This is a genomic window from Mesorhizobium sp. L2C084A000, assembly GCF_000502875.1.
In the GTDB taxonomy this organism is placed as follows: domain Bacteria; phylum Pseudomonadota; class Alphaproteobacteria; order Rhizobiales; family Rhizobiaceae; genus Mesorhizobium.
In genome coordinates this window covers 309,376-329,266 of sequence record NZ_AYWX01000009.1, presented here as the reverse complement: position 1 = coordinate 329,266, position 19,891 = coordinate 309,376, and the positions used below count along the sequence as shown (strand labels likewise).

General features: G+C 62.1%; 19 protein-coding genes and 1 pseudogene. 15 read left to right on the top strand and 5 right to left on the bottom strand.

Translation table 11 applies throughout. The features are described 5' to 3' along the window. The first annotated feature begins 8 nt into the window (after positions 1 to 8). The 9 genes from X735_RS146575 (at position 9) to X735_RS146615 (ending at position 8,276) form a co-directional block, all read left to right on the top strand. Complete coding sequence (locus tag X735_RS146575) at positions 9 to 809, top strand: ScpA family protein (RefSeq protein WP_023812190.1); 801 nt, start codon at positions 9 to 11, stop codon at positions 807 to 809. Next, positions 806 to 1,573, top strand: coding sequence for an SMC-Scp complex subunit ScpB (gene scpB / locus X735_RS146580; protein WP_023812189.1), 768 nt, complete (start codon positions 806 to 808; stop codon positions 1,571 to 1,573). The genes X735_RS146575 and scpB overlap by 4 nt, the downstream gene beginning before the upstream one ends. Positions 1,574 to 1,742: 169 nt before the next feature. Then, a complete protein-coding gene (locus X735_RS146585; protein ID WP_023812188.1) occupies positions 1,743 to 1,964 on the top strand; it encodes a twin-arginine translocase TatA/TatE family subunit in 222 nt (73 codons plus the stop codon). A 29-nt stretch (positions 1,965 to 1,993) separates the two neighbouring features. Continuing rightward, positions 1,994 to 2,779, top strand: a complete 786-nt coding sequence (tatB, locus tag X735_RS146590) for a Sec-independent protein translocase protein TatB (RefSeq protein ID WP_023812187.1) — start codon at positions 1,994 to 1,996, stop codon at positions 2,777 to 2,779. Next, entirely contained in the window at positions 2,776 to 3,651 is an 876-nt protein-coding gene (gene tatC, locus X735_RS146595; RefSeq protein WP_023812186.1) for a twin-arginine translocase subunit TatC, read from the top strand. The genes tatB and tatC overlap by 4 nt, the downstream gene beginning before the upstream one ends. A gap of 197 nt (positions 3,652 to 3,848) precedes the next feature. Beyond that, complete coding sequence (serS, locus tag X735_RS146600; protein WP_023812185.1) at positions 3,849 to 5,153, top strand: serine--tRNA ligase; 1,305 nt, start codon at positions 3,849 to 3,851, stop codon at positions 5,151 to 5,153. Next, complete coding sequence (gene surE, locus X735_RS146605; protein WP_023812184.1) at positions 5,153 to 5,911, top strand: 5'/3'-nucleotidase SurE; 759 nt, start codon at positions 5,153 to 5,155, stop codon at positions 5,909 to 5,911. Before serS ends, surE begins: the two co-directional genes overlap by 1 nt. Beyond that, positions 5,908 to 6,567 (top strand): protein-L-isoaspartate(D-aspartate) O-methyltransferase, encoded by a 660-nt coding sequence (locus tag X735_RS146610; protein ID WP_023812183.1) that lies wholly within the window; start codon positions 5,908 to 5,910, stop codon positions 6,565 to 6,567. Before surE ends, X735_RS146610 begins: the two co-directional genes overlap by 4 nt. Positions 6,568 to 6,770: 203 nt before the next feature. After that, positions 6,771 to 8,276: a LysM peptidoglycan-binding domain-containing M23 family metallopeptidase gene (locus tag X735_RS146615; protein WP_023812182.1), complete on the top strand. Its 1,506-nt coding sequence runs from the start codon at positions 6,771 to 6,773 to the stop codon at positions 8,274 to 8,276. 133 nt (positions 8,277 to 8,409) lie between these two features. Here the strand turns inward: X735_RS146615 and X735_RS146620 are convergent, their stop codons facing one another. Then, positions 8,410 to 9,300: an NAD-dependent epimerase/dehydratase family protein gene (locus X735_RS146620; RefSeq protein ID WP_023812181.1), complete on the bottom strand. Its 891-nt coding sequence runs from the start codon at positions 9,298 to 9,300 to the stop codon at positions 8,410 to 8,412. Between the two features lie 111 nt (positions 9,301 to 9,411). Here X735_RS146620 and X735_RS146625 point away from each other — a divergent pair, with 111 nt between their 5' ends. Further along, positions 9,412 to 10,230 (top strand): AraC family transcriptional regulator, encoded by an 819-nt coding sequence (locus X735_RS146625; RefSeq protein WP_023812180.1) that lies wholly within the window; start codon positions 9,412 to 9,414, stop codon positions 10,228 to 10,230. A 39-nt stretch (positions 10,231 to 10,269) separates the two neighbouring features. Here the strand turns inward: X735_RS146625 and X735_RS146630 are convergent, their stop codons facing one another. Further along, entirely contained in the window at positions 10,270 to 11,145 is an 876-nt protein-coding gene (locus X735_RS146630; protein WP_023812179.1) for an ATP-binding protein, read from the bottom strand. Between the two features lie 275 nt (positions 11,146 to 11,420). Between X735_RS146630 and yajC the strand changes: the two genes are divergently transcribed. The 5 genes and pseudogenes from yajC (at position 11,421) to X735_RS01000000166030 (ending at position 16,926) form a co-directional block, all read left to right on the top strand. Then, positions 11,421 to 11,759 carry a preprotein translocase subunit YajC gene (gene yajC / locus X735_RS146635; RefSeq protein ID WP_023812178.1) on the top strand — a complete coding sequence of 113 codons (339 nt, stop codon included), beginning with the start codon at positions 11,421 to 11,423 and terminating at the stop codon, positions 11,757 to 11,759. Positions 11,760 to 11,788: 29 nt separating this feature from the next. Next, a complete protein-coding gene (locus X735_RS146640) occupies positions 11,789 to 12,913 on the top strand; it encodes a hypothetical protein (RefSeq protein WP_155930585.1) in 1,125 nt (374 codons plus the stop codon). Positions 12,914 to 13,038: 125 nt separating this feature from the next. Further along, positions 13,039 to 15,588, top strand: a complete 2,550-nt coding sequence (gene secDF, locus X735_RS146645) for a protein translocase subunit SecDF (protein WP_023812176.1) — start codon at positions 13,039 to 13,041, stop codon at positions 15,586 to 15,588. 25 nt (positions 15,589 to 15,613) lie between these two features. Then, entirely contained in the window at positions 15,614 to 16,006 is a 393-nt protein-coding gene (locus X735_RS146650) for an Mth938-like domain-containing protein (RefSeq protein ID WP_023812175.1), read from the top strand. A gap of 1 nt (position 16,007) precedes the next feature. Beyond that, positions 16,008 to 16,926: pseudogene (locus tag X735_RS01000000166030) on the top strand (phytoene/squalene synthase family protein). Between the two features lie 452 nt (positions 16,927 to 17,378). Here the strand turns inward: X735_RS01000000166030 and trmFO are convergent. The 3 genes from trmFO to X735_RS1000000167720 form a co-directional block, all read right to left on the bottom strand. Then, positions 17,379 to 18,797 (bottom strand): methylenetetrahydrofolate--tRNA-(uracil(54)-C(5))-methyltransferase (FADH(2)-oxidizing) TrmFO, encoded by a 1,419-nt coding sequence (trmFO, locus tag X735_RS146660; protein ID WP_023812173.1) that lies wholly within the window; start codon positions 18,795 to 18,797, stop codon positions 17,379 to 17,381. A 554-nt stretch (positions 18,798 to 19,351) separates the two neighbouring features. Then, the gene (locus tag X735_RS1000000167725; protein WP_013531314.1) at positions 19,352 to 19,492 is read right to left on the bottom strand and encodes a DUF1127 domain-containing protein; all 141 of its coding nucleotides are present in this window, start codon (positions 19,490 to 19,492) and stop codon (positions 19,352 to 19,354) included. 49 nt (positions 19,493 to 19,541) lie between these two features. Continuing rightward, positions 19,542 to 19,682 carry a DUF1127 domain-containing protein gene (locus tag X735_RS1000000167720; RefSeq protein ID WP_013531315.1) on the bottom strand — a complete coding sequence of 47 codons (141 nt, stop codon included), beginning with the start codon at positions 19,680 to 19,682 and terminating at the stop codon, positions 19,542 to 19,544. Positions 19,683 to 19,891: the final 209 nt, after the last annotated feature.

The window sequence follows — 19,891 nt, the reverse complement described above, 5'->3', positions numbered from 1 at the left end:
CCGCACCGATGGACCGTCTGTGGGCCGAGAATGACGATTCACGCGTTACCGGCGACCCGTCGCTGGTTGTCGACGTGGCCGGCTTCGAAGGTCCGCTCGATCTTCTGCTGCATCTGGCCCGCACCCAGAAGGTCGATCTGGCGCGCATTTCGATCCTGGCGCTGGTCGAGCAATATCTGACCTTTGTCGAGACGGCGAGGGCGCTCAGGCTGGAGCTTGCCGCCGACTATCTGGTGATGGCGGCGTGGCTGGCCTTCCTCAAGTCCAAGCTCCTGATCCCCAAGCAGCCCGGCGACGAGGGCGAAAGCGGCGAGGAACTGGCGGCGGTGCTGCAGTTCCGTCTGAAGCGGCTGGAAGCCATGCGCGACGCCTCGGCGCGCCTGGTCAACCGCAACCGGCTCGGCCGCGATGTGTTCGCGCGCGGCATGCCGGAAATGGTCATCGTCGAAAAGCGTAACGCATATTCGGCCTCGCTCTACGATCTCTTGACCGCCTATGCCCAGCAGCGCCAGAAGCAGGCGATCAACAATGTGACGATCGCCAGGCGCGGTGTCTGGTCGCTCAAGGACGCGCGCGACATCCTGACCCGCCTGGTCGGGGCCGTGAGCGACTGGACGACGATGGAAAGTTTTCTCATCGCGTACATGACCAGCCCCGAGGAGCGGCGCACGGCGATCGCCAGTTCCTTCGCGGCAACACTGGAACTGGTGCGCGACGGCACGATGGAGGTGCGGCAGGACGAAGTGTTCGCGCCGATCTACCTGCGCGGCCGCACGCAGGCAATCAAGGCAGTCGAGGTGGCATCATGAGCGAACGCGCCAACGCTTCGGTTGTCCCGTTCAAGGTCGGCGATGAACCCGAAGAGGAGTCGCTTTCCCAGGATCCGGCCGAGCAGCAGCTACAGAACCCGGCCGAACGGCTGCATCTGGCCGAGGCCGTGCGCATGGCCGAGGCGATCGTGTTCGCCAGCGCTGAACCCGTCAGCGAAAAGCAGCTTGCGGCCCGCCTCCCTGACGGCATCAACATTGCCCTGGCCATGGCCGAGCTGCAGCAGATCTATGCGCGGCGCGGCGTCAATCTGGTGCGTGTCGGCGACGCCTGGGCGTTCCGCACCGCCGGCGACCTGGCCTTCCTGATGAGCCGCGATACCGTCCAGCAAAGGAAGCTCTCCCGCGCGGCTCTCGAAGTGCTGGCGATCATTGCCTATCACCAGCCGGTGACGCGTGCCGAGATCGAGGACATCAGGGGCGTGGAGACCTCAAAAGGTACGCTCGACACGCTGCTGGAAACGGAATGGGTGCGCATGCGCGGCCGGCGAAAGACGCCCGGACGCCCTGTGACCTACGGCACGACGGAGACCTTCCTCGACCATTTCGCGCTGGAAGAGATTCGCGATCTTCCCGGCATGGAGGAACTGAAGGGGGCCGGACTGCTTTCGGGCCGCATGCCGTCGAATTTCTCCATTCCGCAGCCGCCGGCCGATCCCGACGCATTGACCGACGACGAGGATGCGCTGACCGATATCGATCTCGAGGAACTCGGCCTGCTGACGCCGCGCGTCACGGAAGATTGACTGGCATTGGCGGCGAACTTGATGAGGATGCGCGGATTCGTAGCGGGCGTTCCCGTCGAAAATGCGTGACATCCGTCACCCTTTCATAAACTCTGTCGCAGTTGTGTTTGAATCCCAACGCGAAAACGCATAGATCATCGCCAGGGAAAACATTCGAGAGAGATTTGCTATGGGTTCATTTTCGATTTGGCATTGGCTGATCGTGCTGGTGATCGTGCTTTTGGTGTTCGGCCGCGGCAAGATTCCCGAGCTGATGGGCGATATGGCCAAGGGCATCAAGAGCTTCAAGAAGGGCATGGCCGACGACGAGGTTGCCGAAGACAAGCGCACCGTCGAACACCGTGCCGACGAGACCGTTGCGGCCGCGAAGGAAAAAGCCAGCAAGAGCTGAGCCCAAGGTTCTAGTCGGAACAGAGTGCCATGTTTGAAGTCGGCTGGACCGAAATGCTGGTCATCGCGATCGTCATGATCGTGGTCGTCGGACCCAAGGATTTGCCCAATATGCTGCGCACCTTCGGCCGCACGACGGCGAAGCTGCGCGCCATGGCGTCCGATTTCCAGAAACAGTTCAACGAGGCGCTGAAGGAAGCCGAGCTCGACGACGTCAAGAAGTCAGTCGACGAGCTCAGGGGCCTCAGCCCGATGGCCGAGATCAGGAAGCAGCTCAATCCGTTCGAACAGGCCGCGGCCGACGTTCGCTCCGGCGTCGATGCGGCAATGAAGCCGAAGCCGGCAGCCGGTCCGGCAAGCTCTGTCGCTTCGACCCCGCAGGCGGCCGAGCCGTTGAAGAACGGTGCAACGACCATGCCTGGCGTCAACGGGCCGGAAGCAGCGCCAGCAGCGCCGATTTTTCCGGCGATGACCGACGAATCGGTGGTGACCTCGTCAGCGCCGGCGGAACCCGTTGCGGCACCGAAGGCATCCGCGGCGAAGAAACTAACCAAGCCTGCATCGGCAAAAGCGACGCCGGCTGCAAAAGCTTCGGCAAATGGTACAAAGGTAGCCGCGAAGGCAGCGTCTGCGTCCAAGACGCCGGCGAAGGCCGTGACGACGGCACAGCCTGAAACGCTCAGGGCCAAGACGCCCGCTGCGGCCAACGCTGTCGCGGCCAAGACTGTAGCGACCAAGACGGGGGCGAAAGCCGAACCGAAGCTTGCAGCGGTGAAGAAGCCGGTGGCCAAGAAGACGGCTGGAGCCGCCAAGTGAGCGTTTCGGACACCGAAAAGGACGAGATCGAGAAATCGTCGGCGCCGCTGATGGAGCATCTGATCGAGTTGCGCCGGCGGCTGATCTGGTCGCTGGGCGGCTTCTTCGTTGCCTTCCTGGTCTGTTTCTTCTTCGCCAAGAAACTGTTCAACCTCCTGGTCGTGCCGTTCAAATGGGCGACGCAATGGGCAGGGCTCGATCCGCACAAGGTCGAGCTGATCTACACGGCGCCGCAGGAATTCTTCTTCACTCAGGTCAAGCTCGCCATGTTCGGCGGCATGGTGATCGCCTTTCCGCTGATCGCCACGCAGATCTACAAGTTCATCGCGCCCGGCCTGTACAAGAACGAGCGGAATGCCTTCCTGCCGTTCCTGATCGCGTCGCCGATCCTGTTCCTGATGGGTGCGTCGCTGGTCTATTTCTTCTTCACGCCGATGGTGATGTGGTTCTTCCTCGCCATGCAGCAGGCCGGCACCGACGATCAGGTGCAGATTTCGTTGCTGCCGAAAGTGTCGGAATATCTCAGCCTGATCATGACGCTGATCTTTTCCTTCGGCCTGGTGTTCCAGCTGCCGGTGGTGACCAGCCTGATGACACGGGTCGGCATGCTGTCGTCCAAGGGACTGGCCGAGAAGCGCAAATGGGCGATCGTCATTGCCTTCGTCGTCGCGGCGATACTGACGCCGCCCGATCCGATGAGTCAGATCGGCCTGGCCATCCCGACCATCCTTCTCTACGAGGTGTCCATCTGGGCTGCCCGGCTGATCGAGCGCGATCGGGAAAAGCAGCGCGTGGCACGCGAGAAGCAGGATGCGGCGGACGAGGTGGCGGACAAAGCACCGGACGAGCCCCCGGCACCTGCCTCCTCATAGGCAACAGAGCGGCTGCAGCGGCGGAAAAACATAGTCGTCGCCCCGCCCATCTTGCATCGATCTCGGATGCGGTTTACGCCCTCTGGCTGAAACGCATCGCGCTCAAAGCGATGCGTTTCAGTTTTGTTTTGAGCATATCGTTGTCCCAAAATCGCTGTGCACTTTTGGGCGACATGCTACCCAGGAGCGTTCAAACCATGCTTGACATCAAATGGATTCGCGACAACCCGAAGGCCCTTGTCGAGGCGCTGGTGAAGCGCTCGTGGTCGGCTGACGAGGCGCAGTCCATGGTCGACGGGCTGATCGCCTCGGACGAGGCGCGGCGCGAGCACGTTACCGAACTGCAGACCAAGCAGGAGCGCCGCAATGCCGCGTCGAAGGAGATCGGTAACGCCATGCGTTCGGGCGATGCCGCCTTGGCCGAAAAGCTGAAAGCCGAAGTCGGCGAGATCAAGGTCTTCATCCAGAACGGCGAGGCGCGTGAACGCGAACTCGACAAGGCGCTGAACGACGCGCTGGCAGTGCTTCCCAACGTGCCGCTCGACGATGTGCCAGTCGGCAAGGATGAGCACGACAATGTGGTCAAGCACATCGTCGGCAAGGTGCCGACGCGGCCGAACTGGGTGAAGGAGCATTTCGAGATCGGCGAAGCGCTCGGCATGATGGATTTCGAGCGCGCGGCAAAGCTGTCGGGCTCGCGCTTTACGGTGCTGAAAAGCGGACTGGCCCGGATGGAACGTGCGCTCGGCCAGTTCATGCTGGACCTGCATACGACCGAACACGGCTACGAGGAAGTCATCCCGCCGTTGATGGTCAAGGACGATGTTCTGTTCGGCACCAACCAATTGCCGAAGTTCGAGGAAGATCTGTTCTTCACGCCGCACGGGGAGGGCAGGCTTGGCTTGATTCCCACCGCCGAGGTCCCACTCACCAACCTTGTGCGCGAAGAAATCACCGCGCATGAAAAACTGCCGCTGCGCTATACCGCGCTGACGCCGTGCTTCCGCTCGGAAGCGGGTTCGGCCGGGCGCGACACGCGCGGCATGCTGCGCCAGCACCAGTTCTACAAGGTCGAGCTGGTGTCGATTACCGACCAGGAATCGTCACTCGCCGAGCATGAGCGGATGACGCAATGCGCCGAGGAAGTGCTGAAGCGGCTCGGCCTGCCGTTCCGCACCATGACGCTGTGCACCGGCGACATGGGCTTTGGCGCGCGCAAGACCTACGACATCGAGGTCTGGCTGCCCGGCCAGAACGCCTATCGCGAGATCTCGTCCTGCTCGGTGTGCGGCGATTTCCAGGCGCGCCGCATGGACGCCCGCTACAAGGACAGGGACGGCAAGGGCAACCGCTTCGTCCACACGCTCAACGGCTCGGGCACAGCCGTTGGCCGCGCGCTCATCGCTGTCATCGAAAACTACCAGAATGAAGATGGCAGCGTAACCATTCCTGAAGTGCTGCGGCCTTACATGGGCGGTCTGGAAAAGATCGAAGCGAAATAATGCGTATCCTCCTGACCAACGACGACGGCATTCATGCCGAGGGCCTGGCGTCGCTCGAACGCGTCGCACGTACGTTGTCCGACGATGTCTGGGTGGTGGCGCCCGAGCAGGACCAGTCCGGCTACGCGCATTCGCTGTCGATCTCGGAGCCGCTGCGGCTGCGCAAGATCGGCGAGAAGCATTTTGCCGTGCGCGGCACGCCGACGGATTGCGTCATCATGGGCGTCAAGAAAATTCTGCCTGGCGCACCCGACCTGATCCTGTCCGGCATCAATTCGGGCGCCAACATCGCCGATGACGTCACCTATTCGGGCACCGTCGCCGGCGCCATGGAAGGCGCGCTGCTCGGTATCCGCTCGATCGCGCTCAGCCAGGGCTACAGCTATGTCGGCGAAGATCGCGTCGTGCCCTACGAGACGACAGAAGTGCTGGCGCCGGCGCTGCTGAAGAAACTTGTCGCGACGCCGTTGCCGGACGGCGTGCTGCTCAACGTCAATTTTCCCAACTGCACGCCCGAAGAGGTCGCGGGCACGGTGGTCACCACGCAAGGCAAGCTCGTGCACTCCCTGTGGGTCGACGAGCGCCGCGACGGGCGCGGCCTGCCTTACTACTGGCTGCGCTTCGGCGGCGAGCCGGTCGAGGGCAAGCAAGGCACCGATCTCTACGCGTTGCGCAACAGGCTGGTGTCGGTGACGCCGCTGCAGCTCGACCTGACCGCGCATGAAATCCGTGACCAATTGAGCAAGGCGCTTGCATGAACCAAGGCCTCCCGATCGATGACCGCGAAGGTTTTGCTGCCTTTCTGCTGCGCCTGCGCGGCCGGGGGACTGTGCCGAAGGCGCTGATCGCGGCCTTCGAGGCGACGCCGCGGCGCGGCTTCCTGGCGGCCCAGTTCCATCAGATCGCCTGGTCGGACCGTATGCTGCCGATCGAATGCGGCGAGGCGATCGAAGGTGCCGACATGCAGGCGGCGGTGATCGCGGCGCTCGCTATCGAGCAGGGCAACCGCGTGCTCGAGATCGGCACCGGCTCGGGCTACACTTCGGCGGTGATGTCGCGGCTGGCGGCGCGGGTCATCACCACCGATCGCTACAAGACGCTCGCCGAGCAGGCGCGGCAGCGCTTCGAGGCGCTCGGCATCGGCAATGTGATCGTGCGCCACGCCGATGGTTCCGGCGGGCTGCCGAATGAAGGGCCATTTGACCGTATCGTCGCCTGGGCTGCCTTCGACAGCCTGCCGCGCTTCCTGCTCGACCAGTTGTCGAGCGGCGGTATCGTCATCGCTCCGATCGGCCCCGAAGAGGGCGAACAGGTGCTGGCCAAGCTGACCAAGGTCGGCAGCCGCTTCGAGCGTGAAGACATCGGCCTCGTTCGCCTGCAGCCGATCCTGCGCGGTGTCGCCGCTGTCATCTAGCGCGTATGTCGATGTTCAGGCCGCGCCGCGTCGGGTGCGCGCGCCGTCTTCGACCCCGGCCGGCATGACCTGAAAATCTCCCCTGGGCTCGCTCTCTAATATTTTAAGAAAAATTGCGTCGGATTCCATGGGGTTAACCGTCGAGTAACATTAACGCGCTTTAATCATGCCTAGTTTGTACCGGGTATGTGCGGGTTAGTGCGATGCAACTCAGTGTTTTGAAGACAAACGGTCGCAATCTGGCGCGAGGCTGCGCCATACTGATGGTCGCGGGTGCTGCTGCGGGGTGCAGTTCCCAGGTTTCGCGGTTCAATGGCGTCGACGATGTCTTTACATCCTCGACCAACAATCAGCGCGCCATCATCAACAAGCGGGATGCCGTACAGCAGCCCTATCCGGGCGATGTCGCGGCCGCTCCACTCGATGGCAGCCATACACAGTCGGTCAGCCGCTCCAGCCTCGAGCCGGTCTCGACGCGGCCGCTGCCGCCGCCCGCTGCCCAGGCTCCCGAAGTGGCGCCGGTATCGAAGCCGGTGCGCACCGCATTGGCCCCGGCACCGCATGTCGACAGGACCACGACCGGCACCGTCGCCCCAGTGGCGTCGCCTTTCAAGGTTTCGCAACCTGACGAACCCCGCGTGGCTGCTTCCGGCACTCCGCATGCAACCGAGATCGTCGTCAGGGACGGCGAAACGATCGGCGGCCTTGCGCAGCGCTACAAGGTGCCGTCCGACGTGATCATGAAGGTCAACGGGCTGAGCGCGACCAAGGGGCTGAAGACAGGCCAGAAGCTGGTCATCCCGGCCTACGCCTATTCGAGCAAGAGCGAGCCGAAGCTCGCGGATGCCAAGCCGGCGAAAGACACCAAGCACAACCTGCCGGCCACCGCGCCCGACAAGGTCGCCGTCCTGCCGCAGCAGCCGAAACTCAAGGAAGGCAAATCCGCCGCTCAGGTCGACACGCCGGCCGCAGCAAGCCAGCCCAAGGCACCCAAGCCGCAGGTGGCCAAGGCGACTGGCGCTGCTGGCACCTACACGGTGCAGTCGGGCGACACGCTTTCCTCGATTGCCAGGAAGACCGGCGTCGGCGCCACTGCGCTGAAGCAGGCCAACGGCATGAAGGATGGCTTGCTCAAGATCGGCCAGACGCTGAAGGTGCCGGCCGGTGGAACCGCGACCGCCGCCGCTGCCAAGCCGGCCAAGGTCGATCCGGTGACGACGGCCACGACGCAGCCCGCGGCAAAGACCACGCCGTCGGAAACGCTGGCGTCCTACACGCCGCCGAAAAAGGATTCCAAGGTCATCCAGCAGGCCGAGGCCGACGATGCCGTCGCGCCAGACGCCACCGGCATAGGCAAGATGCGTTGGCCGGTGCGCGGCCGCGTGATTTCCGGTTTCGGCTCCGGCAAAGACGGCGTTGACATCGCCGTACCCTCAGGCACACCGGTCAAGGCAGCCGAAAACGGTGTCGTCATCTATGCCGGCGACGGCCTCAAGGAATTCGGTAACACGGTGCTGGTGCGCCACGAGAATGGCCTGGTCACCGTCTACGGCCACGCCAGCTCGATCGAGGTCCAGCGCGGCCAGAAGGTCAAGCGCGGCCAGGAAATCGCGCTGTCGGGCATGAGCGGCACGACGGACTCGCCGAAGCTGCACTTCGAAGTGCGCAAGAACTCCGCCCCGGTCGATCCGTCCGGCTATCTCGAATAGTCGAGGCTATCTCGAATAGAAGAAAAAAAGCAATTTTGCGGGCCGTCTGACCTCCAGTCCGGCCCGCCGGCTCAGCCCGTTCCGAAAGGAGCGGGCTTTTTCAGCTTCAACGCGACGCGCCAGTCTTCAAGCTTCAAAGATGATCACGCAGGGTGTCGGCGATCATGACGCCAAGGCTGCTGGCCTTGATGCCGAGAAGCGTCTCCGCGTCGGAGGAATCGACCAGCAAGGGATTGTCGAAGAGGTAGCTCATTTCGATGAGCTCATGCATGCCCGATGCCTCCATTTCGGGGATGGAATAGGAACGTGTCTCTGGAATTTCACGGTGAAGCATTGCCGCCGTCGTTAGGATGAGTTCCCGGGGTGAGGCGTGTTGCGATGGAACATGGAATGCTCGTCCCCATTCGCCCGTGTAGCGGGAAGCGGCGACCAGTGTCCTGGCCACGTCCTTCGTGAAGGACCAGGCATGAGTCGCGTCGAGGTTTCCAATGAAAGCAGTCGGCCTCCCCTCGATTATGGAGGGCAGCGCGACCAGTGAGAAAGAGCTGATCGCGCCATGTCCAAGATAATCGCTGGACCGCACTTCGACTGCCGGCACGTCCGCACGGACCGCGCGCTGCCACATGATCGTCCGGGCGGTTCCTTTCTTCGAAGTCGGATCCAGAGACAGGTCGGAGTGAAGCGGACTATCGGCATGTTCGCCATAGCCATAGAGGTTTCCGAGTATCACAAGCTTCGCGCCGACCGCTTCCGCGGCCCGCACGGTGCCGTCGATGATTGGGAAAAAGTCGGTCGGCCACCGGTGATAGGCGGCCATGGCACACATGAAAACGGCGTCGGCGTTTCGGCAGATACGCGCCAGTTCAACGCCATCGGTGGCATCGGCCTGCACCGCCCGGACGTTCCGCAACCCGTTTGAGCCGACACTCCGGCTCGTGAGAACGACATCATGTCCTTCTTCTCCCAGAAGGCGCGCGGTCTCGTGCCCGACCGGGCCTGCTCCGACAACTACATAAAAACCCATGGCAACCTCTCGTCCAAACTCTATGGAGAGGCGTAGGTACATGTCCCCGGCATTGAAAATCGCGCGGAAATTGCCAATTCTTGGACAGGTTTTGCCATGAAGTGAGAAAGCATGCATTCGCAGTCTGTTCCGGCTCGATTTCCGCCCGACGTCACAATGGCCTTCTGGCATATTGAAGCGGGCGTCCATCGTCTCTCCAAAGCGGCCCATCATCGCATCATGGTGCATGCAAGCGCGGCGACGCGTTCCTACTGCAATGAGGTTGGTCGATATTTCGTGAGGCGCGCCGGCGATATTGACCTGGTGCCCGCTGGCCAAGAGGGCGGTTTCGAGACTGAAACCCCGTTCGACACGATCGAGATCGCGTTACAACCAGCCCTGATGGAAAGGGTGGCGGCTGAGCTTGGCGGCAAGGCGCGCGCATTGCCGCTCGACACACGTCACCTGCTTCGTGATCAGCGCATCCAACATCTCGCCCGAGCACTCGAGAGCGATGTCAACGCAAACTCACCGAGTGGACCTTTGTTTGCCGACAGCATTGGCGCAGCTCTTGCGGTGAGGCTGCTCGGTCTTGACAATCTCGATGTCGACCGAAGAAACCGGTTGTCAGATGCCCAGCTCAAGCGTGTGTTGGAGCATATTGAGGCTGGCCTGCACGAGCCCCTTTCGATCCTCCGACTGAGCCGAGTTGCCGGGGCGAGCAGCTCGCACTTGCGGGCTTGGTTCAAGGCGGCGACAGGCTTCACCCTGCACCGGTACGTGTTGCGACGCCGGGTCGAACGCGCACGCGTCCTGCTCCGGCGCGGGGATCTCAGCACAAGCGAGGTTGCGGAATTGACGGGCTTTGCGCACCAGTCACACCTGGCGCATTGGATGCGTCGTGAGATCGGCCAAACGCCGCGTGACTTGCGGCGGTCGCAGCCCAAATGATCTTGTCATTGGATGGCGTTGGCGACGCCACCCAACGTATCAGTCCCTCAGTGGCTTGCCGAGCCGGCCAGCCAGGTCCTGGGTGAACTGCCAGGCGACGCGACCTGAGCGGCTGCCGCGGGTGGTCGCCCATTCCAGTGCTTCGGCGCGCAGTTGCTCGGGATCCACGACAAGGCCATGGTGCCTGACATAGCCGTCGATCATGTCGAGATACTCGTCCTGCGAACATTTGTGGAAGCCGAGCCACAGCCCGAACCGGTCGGACAGCGACACTTTTTCCTCGACCGCCTCGGACGGGTTGATGGCGGTCGAGCGCTCGTTGTCGATCATGTCGCGGGGCAAAAGATGCCGGCGGTTCGAGGTGGCATAGAAGATGACATTGGCGGGGCGGCCCTCGACGCCGCCTTCGAGCGCTGCCTTGAGCGATTTGTAGGAGGTGTCGTCATGGTCGAAGGAGAGGTCGTCGCAAAACAGGATGAAGCGGAAGGGCGCCGCCTTGAGCAATCCCATCAGCTTCGGCAGCGTGTCGATGTCCTCGCGGTGGATTTCGATCAGCTTCAACGGCAGGTCGGACTTGGTCCTGGCGTTGATCTGGGCATGCACGGCCTTGACCAGCGACGATTTGCCCATGCCGCGCGCGCCCCACAACAATACGTTGTTGGCCGGATAGCCGCCAGCGAAGCGTTCGGTGTTGTCGACAAGGATGTCGCGGACGCGGTCGACGCCACGGATCAGGCCGATGTCGACGCGGTTAACCCTGCGCACCGGTTCCAGATAGCCCGGATCGGCCTGCCAGACGAAGCAATCGGCCGCGCCGATGTCGGTTTGGGGTACCGGCGGCGGGGCAAGACGGCTCACCGCCTCGATCAGCCGGTCGAGTTTCTGGTTCAGGGCTTCAATGCTGCTGTCGGTCATGGCTGTCTTTTGTTTCGCGTTTTGACGTGTGGGGGCGTGAAGCTGGCCGATTCCGTCTGATACAAAACCGGCTGCAACCTTTTGTTCGAGCGTGATCTTTTCCAAAAACTGGCTCGCGCTTTTCGCGATCCTGCTCTAACACGGCTCAACAGGCCGGAAAAGCAGCCGATTTGGGCGGCCGCGCAGTTGCATTGACAACTTTACCGACTATATTCCGGCCAAATTTCAAGGGGCCGCCAGATTGGCGGCTGTTTTCAAAATTCAGGAGTACCTCGATGTTCGTGACACCGGCATACGCCCAAGGCGTCGGCGCTTCTCCAGACATGTTCATCAGCATTTTGCCGTTTGTCCTGATTTTCGTGATCATGTATTTTCTGATCATCAGGCCGCAGCGCACGCAGCTGAAGAAGCGCGGCGAGATGCTGGCCGCGGTCCGTCGCGGCGACACGGTCGTCACCGGCGGCGGCTTCGTCGGCAAGGTGACCAAGGTGATCGACGACAACGAGCTCGAGATCGACCTCGGCGGTGGCATGAAGGTGACGGCGCTGCGTTCCACGATCGCCGATGTGCGCGTCAAGGGCGAGCCGGTCGCCAACCAGAACGCCAAGAAATAACCGAATTGTCGGCGGAGGGATCCGCCAGCATGCCTGACGGAGGACGCCATTTGCCGCCTTCTTCGCGCTTCAGGATAGTTCTGATCTGTGTGGCTGCGGTCATTACAGCAGTGCTTGATGTGTCCATCCTTTTCGCGGCAAGTCCGCTCGCGAAGCAGCCTTATTGGGCACCAAAAATCCAGACGGCGATTGGCCTCGATCAAAAGGGCATTTCGCGCTTCGTATTCGGCCTGGATCTGGACGAATTGATCAAAGGCAGGCTGGAGACGACCCAAGACGAAATCCGCTCACTGCTGCGTTCCGCTCACATCGGCTATACCGGTCTGGCTGTATCGGGTCGCGCGGTTCAGGTACACATTTCGGATGCCGCTCAGCTTGTTTTGGCCAAAGTAACGCTAAAGACACTGACCGATCCGTCTGCCGATGATGACGCAGTCCAGGAGCTGGTGCTGGATGAGTCCGGACCAGTCTTGCTCAAATTCGTCATCACGGGCGCCGGCATCAAATACCTAACGTCCGCGGCTTTGAAGCAGTCAGTGGAGGTCATCAAGCATCGCATCCATGACTTCAGGAGGGTTGAATCGGGCATTTCGGAGCCGATCGTGCGGCAGCAAGGCGATGATCGGATTATGGTCCAAGTGTCGGGCCTCAAGGATTCGCATAGGCTAAGTAATATCCTTGTTCGTGCCGCCAAGCTGACTGTCCAGATGATTGATGGATCGATGCCGGTGAAAGACGCGCTTAATGGGCCGCTGCCCAATTCGTCCAGCATGCTTTATTCACACGACGATCCGCCGGTCCCCTACCTGATCGAGAACCGTGTCATCGTTTCGGATGACAACCTGATCAATGCGAAGCCGGCCTACAGCCCGCAAAGTAACAAGCCGATTGTCCTGTTTCGGGTCGATTCAAAAGGAACCGCACGGCTAAGCCGGGAGACCTCGCAGAATGTCGGCAGTTCGTTTGCAGTCGTGCTGGACGGTCGGGTGGTTTCAGTACCGGTAATCCGCGAGCCCATCCTTGACGGCATCGGCCAGATATCGGGCAATTTCACTGTCGAGGACGCTAACGATCTCGCCGTGCTATTACGCAATGGCCGCTTACCCGCACGATTGACAATAGTTGAAGAAAGTCCGATGGCAGCACCAAAGTGACCGCCTTGTGCTCGACAACCACAGATGCGCGGATGAATGGTGAGCCGGTGGCGAACCAGAATGCCAAGAAATAACCGAATTTTAGGCGGAGCGATCCGCGGACACGCTCTGACGGACGACGCCATATGCTGTATTTTTCGCGCTTCAAGATGATCCTGATCTGGGTGGCCGTGGCCATCACGGTGATCCTCGCCGCGCCCAATCTCATCCCCGCAAGCACTTTGGCCAAGCTTCCCGACTGGGTGCCGAAGCGGCAGATGACGCTCGGCCTCGATCTGCAGGGCGGCTCGCACATCCTGCTGGAGATGAATCAGAACGATCTGATCAAGGACCGGTTGGAGACGACGCGCGACGAAATCCGCACGCTGCTGCGTGACGCCAAGATCGGCTACACCGGCCTCGCCGGCACCGGACGTGTCTTGCAGGTCCGTATCACCGATCCCGCCCAGATCGATGCCGCCAAGACGGCGCTGAAGACGCTGACCGATCCGGTCGCTGCCGGCCTGTTCACCGGCGGCTCCATCCAGGAAATGACGCTCGATGATTCCGAGCCCGGCCTGCTCAAGTTCAACGTCACCGACGCCGGCATCAAATATCGCACATCGACGGCGCTGACGCAGTCGATCGAGGTGGTCGAGCGCCGCGTCAACGAACTCGGCACGACCGAACCTATCGTGCAGCGACAGGGCGACGACCGTATCCTTGTCCAGGTGCCGGGTCTTCAGGACCCGCAAAGGCTGAAGGAAATCCTCGGCCAGACCGCCAAGCTGACCTTCCAGATGGTCGACCAGTCGATGCCGGTGCAGGATGCCCTCAACGGCCGTCCGCCAGCCGGCTCGTCGGTGCTGTACTCGCAGGACGATCCGCCGGTTCCGTATCTGATCGAAAATCGCGTCATCGTCTCGGGCGAAAACCTCGTTGACGCACAGGCGACATACAATTCGCAGAACAACGAGCCGGTGGTGTCGTTCCGCTTTGATTCGAAAGGGGCGGCGCGCTTCGGCCAGGCCACTGCGCAGAATGTCGGCAAGCTGTTCGCCATCATCCTCGACAACCAGGTGATTTCGGCGCCGCAGATCCGCGAGCCGATCCTCGGCGGCACCGGCCAGATATCCGGCAACTTCACCGCCCAGAGCGCCAACGACCTTGCGGTGCTGCTGCGCGCCGGTGCGTTGCCCGCAACGCTTACGGTCATCGAAGAACGCACGGTGGGTCCGGGCCTTGGCCAGGATTCGATCCATGCCGGCAAGGTCGCCGGCATCATCGGTTCTATCCTCGTCGTCGCCTTCATGTTCGTCGCCTACGGCTTCCTCGGCTTCCTGGCCAACATCGCGCTGGCGGTGCACGTGGCGATGATCGTCGGCGTGCTCTCGTTGCTTGGCGCGACGCTGACCTTGCCTGGTATCGCCGGTATCGTGCTGACCATCGGCATGGCGGTCGATTCCAACGTGCTGATCTACGAACGAATCCGCGAGGAGCGACGCGCCGGCCGCTCCGTGATCCAGGCGATCGATACCGGTTTCACCAAGGCGCTGGCGACCATCGTCGATTCCAACATCACTTCGCTGATCGCCACCGTGGTGCTGTTCTATCTCGGTACCGGGCCGGTGAAGGGCTTTGCCATCACTTATGCCATCGGCATCCTGACGACCGTGTTCACCGCTTTCACCTTCACCCGGCTGCTGGTCTCGATCTGGCTGCGCCGGGCTCGCCCGAAGGAACTGCCGCGCGCGCCGGTGACCTTCGTTCCGCCCGGCACGAAAATTCCGTTCATGGGCATCCGTCGCTGGACGTTCACGCTGTCAAGCGCACTGTCGATCCTCTCGGTGGTGATGTTCATGACCGTCGGCATCAATTACGGCATCGATTTCAAGGGCGGTTCGCTGATCGAGGTACAGGCCAAGAGCGGCAATGCCGACCTCGCCGACCTCCGCTCGCGCCTGACCGAGCTCAACATCGGCGAAGTCCAGGTTCAGCAGTTCGGTACGCCCAACGACGTGTTGATCCGCGTCGGCACGCAGGATGGCGGCGAGAATGCCGAGCAGACCGTCATCGACAAGGTGCGCGGCGAACTGCAGGACAATTATGACTTCCGCCGCGTGGAAGTGGTGGGACCGACAGTCTCCGGAGAACTCGCCAAGCAAGGCACCATCGCCATGCTGATCGCGCTGCTCGGCATCCTGGCCTATGTCTGGTTCCGCTTCGAATGGCAGTTCGCGGTCGGCGCCATCGTGGCGACGGTGCACGATGTGGTCATGACACTTGGCTTCTTCGTCATCACCGGGCTGGAGTTCAACCAGTCGTCACTGGCGGCGATCCTGACCATCATCGGCTATTCGCTGAATGACACGATCGTGGTCTATGACCGTGTTCGCGAGGATCTGCGAAAATACAAGCGGATGCCGCTGCCGCAACTGTTGAACAACGCCATCAACGAGACTCTGTCGAGGACGACACTGACATCGGTGACGACGATCCTGGCGCTGCTGGCGCTGGTGCTGTTCGGCGGCGAGGTGATCCGCTCGTTCACCATGGCCATGCTGTTCGGCGTCGTCTTCGGCACCTATTCCTCGATCTTCATCGCCGCACCGCTGCTGATCCTATTCAAGCTGCGGCCGCAGGCTACGGCCGACGAGGAGAAGCCGGTCAATGGCGGCAAGGCGGTCGCGACCTGACGCGCCGCCCCGAAGGGGTACAACGGTGACCAGCAAAGGCATCGTCATCCGCGAGGCGCATTTTCCGGGCCGCGCGCCGATCGAAGCCTATGGCAATGGCGGGTTCCGCTTTGCCGACATGTCGCATCGCGGTTCGCTCATGTGCCTGCCATCCGGCATCCATGGCTGGGAACCGGCTGATCCCCTGGCGCTGACGGTGGCGGATTTCGACAGGCTGCTGGCTGAGGCCGACAAGGTCGAAATCCTGCTGGTCGGCATGGGCAGGGATCTCAGGCCATTGCCCGCCGCATTGCGGGCCGCGCTGAAGGCCGCCGGCATTGCATCCGACCCGATGTCGACGGGGGCCGCGGTGCGGACCTACAATGTCCTTCTGGCGGAAGAGCGCGCGGTGGCCGCGGCGCTCATTGCCGTCGATTGACATGTCTCGAAGCGCTGAAATCGTCATGGACGCGGTGCGCGTCGCCGACCATGATCGCTATCTGACCGCGCTCTACGCGCCCGACGACAAGCGCGACGCGCTGTTTTCGCTCTACGCCTTCAATGCCGAGATCGCAGGCATCCGCGATCGCATCCATGAAGCGTTGCCGGGCGAGGTGAGGCTGCAATGGTGGCGCGATGTCATTGCCGCCGGCGGCGAGGCCGGCGCCGGCCATCCCACTGCCGAAGCCTTGAACGCCACGATAGCGACGTTCGGCCTCCCGGAGCCGGCCTTCGAGAACATGCTCGATGCGCGCATCTTCGACCTCTACGACGACCCGATGCCGTCGCGCATCGATCTGGAAGGCTATTGCGGCGAGACGGCCGCAGCACTCATCCAGCTTGCGGCGATGGTGCTCGATCCTGTCGAGGCGCCGCGCTTTGCCGATCTGGCGGGCAGGGCAGGCTGTGCGCAGGCGATGACCGGCCTGCTGCTGCTGTTGCCGCTGCATCGCCGGCGCGGACAGTGTTTTGTCCCGGCCGATATCCTTGCAGCGGCCGGCTCTTCGCCGCAGGAGTTCGTTGCCGGTGATGGCGGACCCGGCGCCAAACGCGCGGTGGCGGCGATGATGGCGCTGGCACGGGAACATCTTTCCGCCTTCGAGCGAGGCGCTCCGGCTCTGCCTGTATCGCTGCGTCCGGCANATGGCGCTGGCACGGGAACATCTTTCCGCCTTCGAGCGAGGCGCTCCGGCTCTGCCTGTATCGCTGCGTCCGGCATTCCTGCCGCTCGCCCTGTCACGTGCCTATCTCGGCAAGATGGAGAATGGTTCGCCGCTCGAAGGCGTGGCGCGGCTGTCGGCCTTGCGCCGGCATTGGCTGCTGCTGCGTCGCGCGAGCAAGGGCTGGCCTGCGCTTTGACGTAAACGTCAACATGTCCCGACCAGCGCGTCGACGACTGCCGGCGCCTCTGAGGCGGTCTCCCTTGAGAAATGAGCGCAGACATACACCCCATGTGGATGTAACGGGTTCAGCCGGGCTTGGATGTTCCAAGACGGCGCCAGCGAATAGAGCGTCTTCATGAAATCGAGGAGGAACTGTTCCATGTAGGGGCCCTGAAGGCGCTTTACAGCAATAATCCTCTTCAAACTTCTATCGCGGTTCTCATTGTTACCCTCGTTGTCAACCACCCAGCCCTTCCCGCCGTGGGCTGGCCGCTCAATGCTTCAAGCGCCGGTATATGTGTGCCGCGCAACTTCTGCAGGTTGTTGCATTTGACGTAGACGCTCCAGATGATTTCATATTCACCGGTGAACGGTTCTTCACTTGGCGGGAGCCCCGGCGGCAAAAGCTGGGGCAGGCTTAGCCATAGACTACTCCGCCGCTTCGGCCGTTTCTGTTTGTGCCGGAAGTCCCAGCCACTCCCTACAATCGGCGCGTGCGCGCGAGGTGATGGCGTGGCGCTTGGCGACGGTCTTGTCCTTGCCGCGCATGCGCTTGCCCTCGGTCTTCGGCGCTTCCACAGGCGGGAACAGGCCGAAATTGACATTCATCGGCTGGAAGGAGCGCTTTCCCGGCTCGTCATCCGAAACGATGTGGCCGCCTGTGATGTGGTTGAGCAGCGCGCCGAAGGCCGTGGTCAGCGGCGGCAGCGACGGCGCATGGCCGAGCCTTTCCGCGGCGGCGAAACGGCCGGCGAGCAGGCCGATCGCGGCACTCTCGACATAGCCCTCGCAGCCGGTGATCTGGCCGGCAAAACGCAGGCCGGGGCGCGACTTCAGCTGCAGCGAAGCGTCGAGCAAGGTCGGCGAGTTGATGTAGGTGTTGCGGTGCAGGCCGCCGAGGCGGGCGAAATCGGCGTTTTCGAGACCTGGTATGGTGCGGAACACGCGCACCTGCTCGGCGTGCTTCAGCTTGGTCTGGAAGCCGACCATGTTATAGAGCGTGCCCAGCGCATTGTCCTGCCGCAGCTGGACGACGGCATAGGCCTTCACCGTCGGATTGTGTGCATTGGTCAGCCCCATCGGCTTCATCGGGCCGTAACGGAGCGTCTCGACGCCGCGTTCGGCCATGATCTCAATCGGCAGGCAGCCGTCGAAATAGGGCGTGCCTTCCCATTGCTTGAATTCGGTTTTCTGGCCGTCGACCAGCGCCTGAACGAAGGCAAGGTACTGGTCCTTGTCCATCGGGCAGTTGATGTAGTCCTTACCGGTGCCGCCGGGCCCGACCTTGTCGTAGCGCGACTGGAACCAGCAAATGTCCATGTCGATCGTGTCGAAGTGGACGATCGGCGCGATGGCGTCGAAGAAGGCTAGCGCATCGGCGCCGGTCGCTTCCGCGATCGACTGGGCAAGTGAGGGCGCGGTCAATGGACCCGTGGCGATGATCGCCTGGTCCCAATCCGCCGGCGGCAGGCCCGGCACTTCCTCGCGCTGGATTGATATCAGCGGGTGCGCTTCAAGCCTTTTCGTCACCGCGTCGGCAAATCCGTCGCGGTCGACGGCGAGCGCGCCGCCAGCAGGCACCTGGTTGGCGTCGCCGGCGCTCATGATCAGCGAGCCGGCCAGCCGCATTTCGGCATGCAACAGGCCGACGGCATTGTTGTCGGCGTCGTCGGAGCGGAAGGAGTTCGAACAGACCAGCTCGGCCAGGCTGTCGGTCTTGTGCGCATCGGTGCCGCGAACGGGCCGCATTTCATGCAGGATGACGGGCACGCCGGCCTCGGCTGCCTGCCATGCGGCTTCGGAACCGGCGAGGCCGCCGCCGATGATGTGGATTGGGTTTTTGCTCATGAACGCCGGAATAATCGCTTGGTGCGGCGATTGCAATTGCCGTGCGCGGTGCGGAGCAAACAGCTGCTGATCGGAGCGCCCCTGAAAACAACAACACCCGCCGGGGGAGGAGGTCCGGCGGGTGTCGTTTTTGGGGTCGACCCTCGGGAGGAGGTGAAGGCCGACCATATTCGTCATCGCCGGGGAGGAGGTCGGCTTTGACGAAAACTCTTTCGCTAATTTTGAAAGGGGCGAAACCCTTCTGGGGCCGGGAAACAGCGCCCGCCGCGGGAGGAGGTGCGGCGGGCGCCGTTTTGGTGGCCAACCTTCGGGAGGAGGTGAAGGTCGGACCTATTCGTCATTGCCGGGGAGGAGGTCGGCTTTGACGAAATCTCTTTCGCTAATTTTGAAAGGGGCGAAACCCTTCTGGGCAAATTTGATTTGCCCGGGGAAACAGCGCCCGCCGCGGGAGGAGGTGCGGCGGGCGCCGTTTTTGTGGTCAACCCTTGGGAGGAGGTAAGGGGTGACCGTATTCGTCAAGGTCGGGGAGGAGGTCGACCCTGCCGAAATTCTGTCTAGATCGCCTGGCGGGCGATGATCTTGATTTCGTCGCGGACGATACCGAGATCATGCAGCTGGCGGTTGGAAAGGCGACCCAGCTCGGTAACCGTCTCGCGATAAACGCGCCAGTTACGATAGTTGCGGATCAGGTTCATTGTCGTTCTCTTTTTCAAAACTGGTTCGGACCATTCGCGGTCCGAAGAATTAGACCGCCTTGCGAGCGACGTAAGGAATGTCGCTGCGGCTGATGCCGAGGTCGGTCAGTTCACGGTTGCTCAGGCGGCTCAGCTCGGACACGGTGTCCCTGTAGCGGCGCCAGTTGCGGTAGTTGCGGATCAGGTTCATGGTAGTTCTCGTTTCGTCTTTCTTGCGGATCATTCCGTTTGTGTACGAACTATAAATAGGCGGACCCATATCGATTTAAAAGCGCTATGGCTGCATGGCAGCAATGCAAATTGTGCAATGCAGCATTAACGGGCGTTCACGGACCTGACACAAAGAAACCCGAATCGGAAAATGCCGCCGCGTCAACGATTTGACCGGATCGGCTGAAA

Bases quoted from the DNA above. Each gene is read 5' to 3' on its own strand.
- X735_RS146575 (WP_023812190.1), top strand. From the start codon at position 9: ATGGACCGTCTGTGGGCCGAGAATGACGATTCACGCGTTACCGGCGAC.
- scpB (WP_023812189.1), top strand. From the start codon at position 806: ATGAGCGAACGCGCCAACGCTTCGGTTGTCCCGTTCAAGGTCGGCGAT.
- X735_RS146585 (WP_023812188.1), top strand. From the start codon at position 1,743: ATGGGTTCATTTTCGATTTGGCATTGGCTGATCGTGCTGGTGATCGTG.
- tatB (WP_023812187.1), top strand. From the start codon at position 1,994: ATGTTTGAAGTCGGCTGGACCGAAATGCTGGTCATCGCGATCGTCATG.
- serS (WP_023812185.1), top strand. From the start codon at position 3,849: ATGCTTGACATCAAATGGATTCGCGACAACCCGAAGGCCCTTGTCGAG.
- surE (WP_023812184.1), top strand. From the start codon at position 5,153: ATGCGTATCCTCCTGACCAACGACGACGGCATTCATGCCGAGGGCCTG.
- X735_RS146610 (WP_023812183.1), top strand. From the start codon at position 5,908: ATGAACCAAGGCCTCCCGATCGATGACCGCGAAGGTTTTGCTGCCTTT.
- X735_RS146615 (WP_023812182.1), top strand. From the start codon at position 6,771: ATGCAACTCAGTGTTTTGAAGACAAACGGTCGCAATCTGGCGCGAGGC.
- X735_RS146620 (WP_023812181.1), bottom strand. From the start codon at position 9,300: ATGGGTTTTTATGTAGTTGTCGGAGCAGGCCCGGTCGGGCACGAGACC.
- X735_RS146625 (WP_023812180.1), top strand. From the start codon at position 9,412: ATGCATTCGCAGTCTGTTCCGGCTCGATTTCCGCCCGACGTCACAATG.
- X735_RS146630 (WP_023812179.1), bottom strand. From the start codon at position 11,145: ATGACCGACAGCAGCATTGAAGCCCTGAACCAGAAACTCGACCGGCTG.
- yajC (WP_023812178.1), top strand. From the start codon at position 11,421: ATGTTCGTGACACCGGCATACGCCCAAGGCGTCGGCGCTTCTCCAGAC.
- X735_RS146640 (WP_155930585.1), top strand. From the start codon at position 11,789: ATGCCTGACGGAGGACGCCATTTGCCGCCTTCTTCGCGCTTCAGGATA.
- secDF (WP_023812176.1), top strand. From the start codon at position 13,039: ATGCTGTATTTTTCGCGCTTCAAGATGATCCTGATCTGGGTGGCCGTG.
- trmFO (WP_023812173.1), bottom strand. From the start codon at position 18,797: ATGAGCAAAAACCCAATCCACATCATCGGCGGCGGCCTCGCCGGTTCC.
- X735_RS1000000167725 (WP_013531314.1), bottom strand. From the start codon at position 19,492: ATGAACCTGATCCGCAACTATCGTAACTGGCGCGTTTATCGCGAGACG.
- X735_RS1000000167720 (WP_013531315.1), bottom strand. From the start codon at position 19,682: ATGAACCTGATCCGCAACTACCGCAACTGGCGCCGCTACAGGGACACC.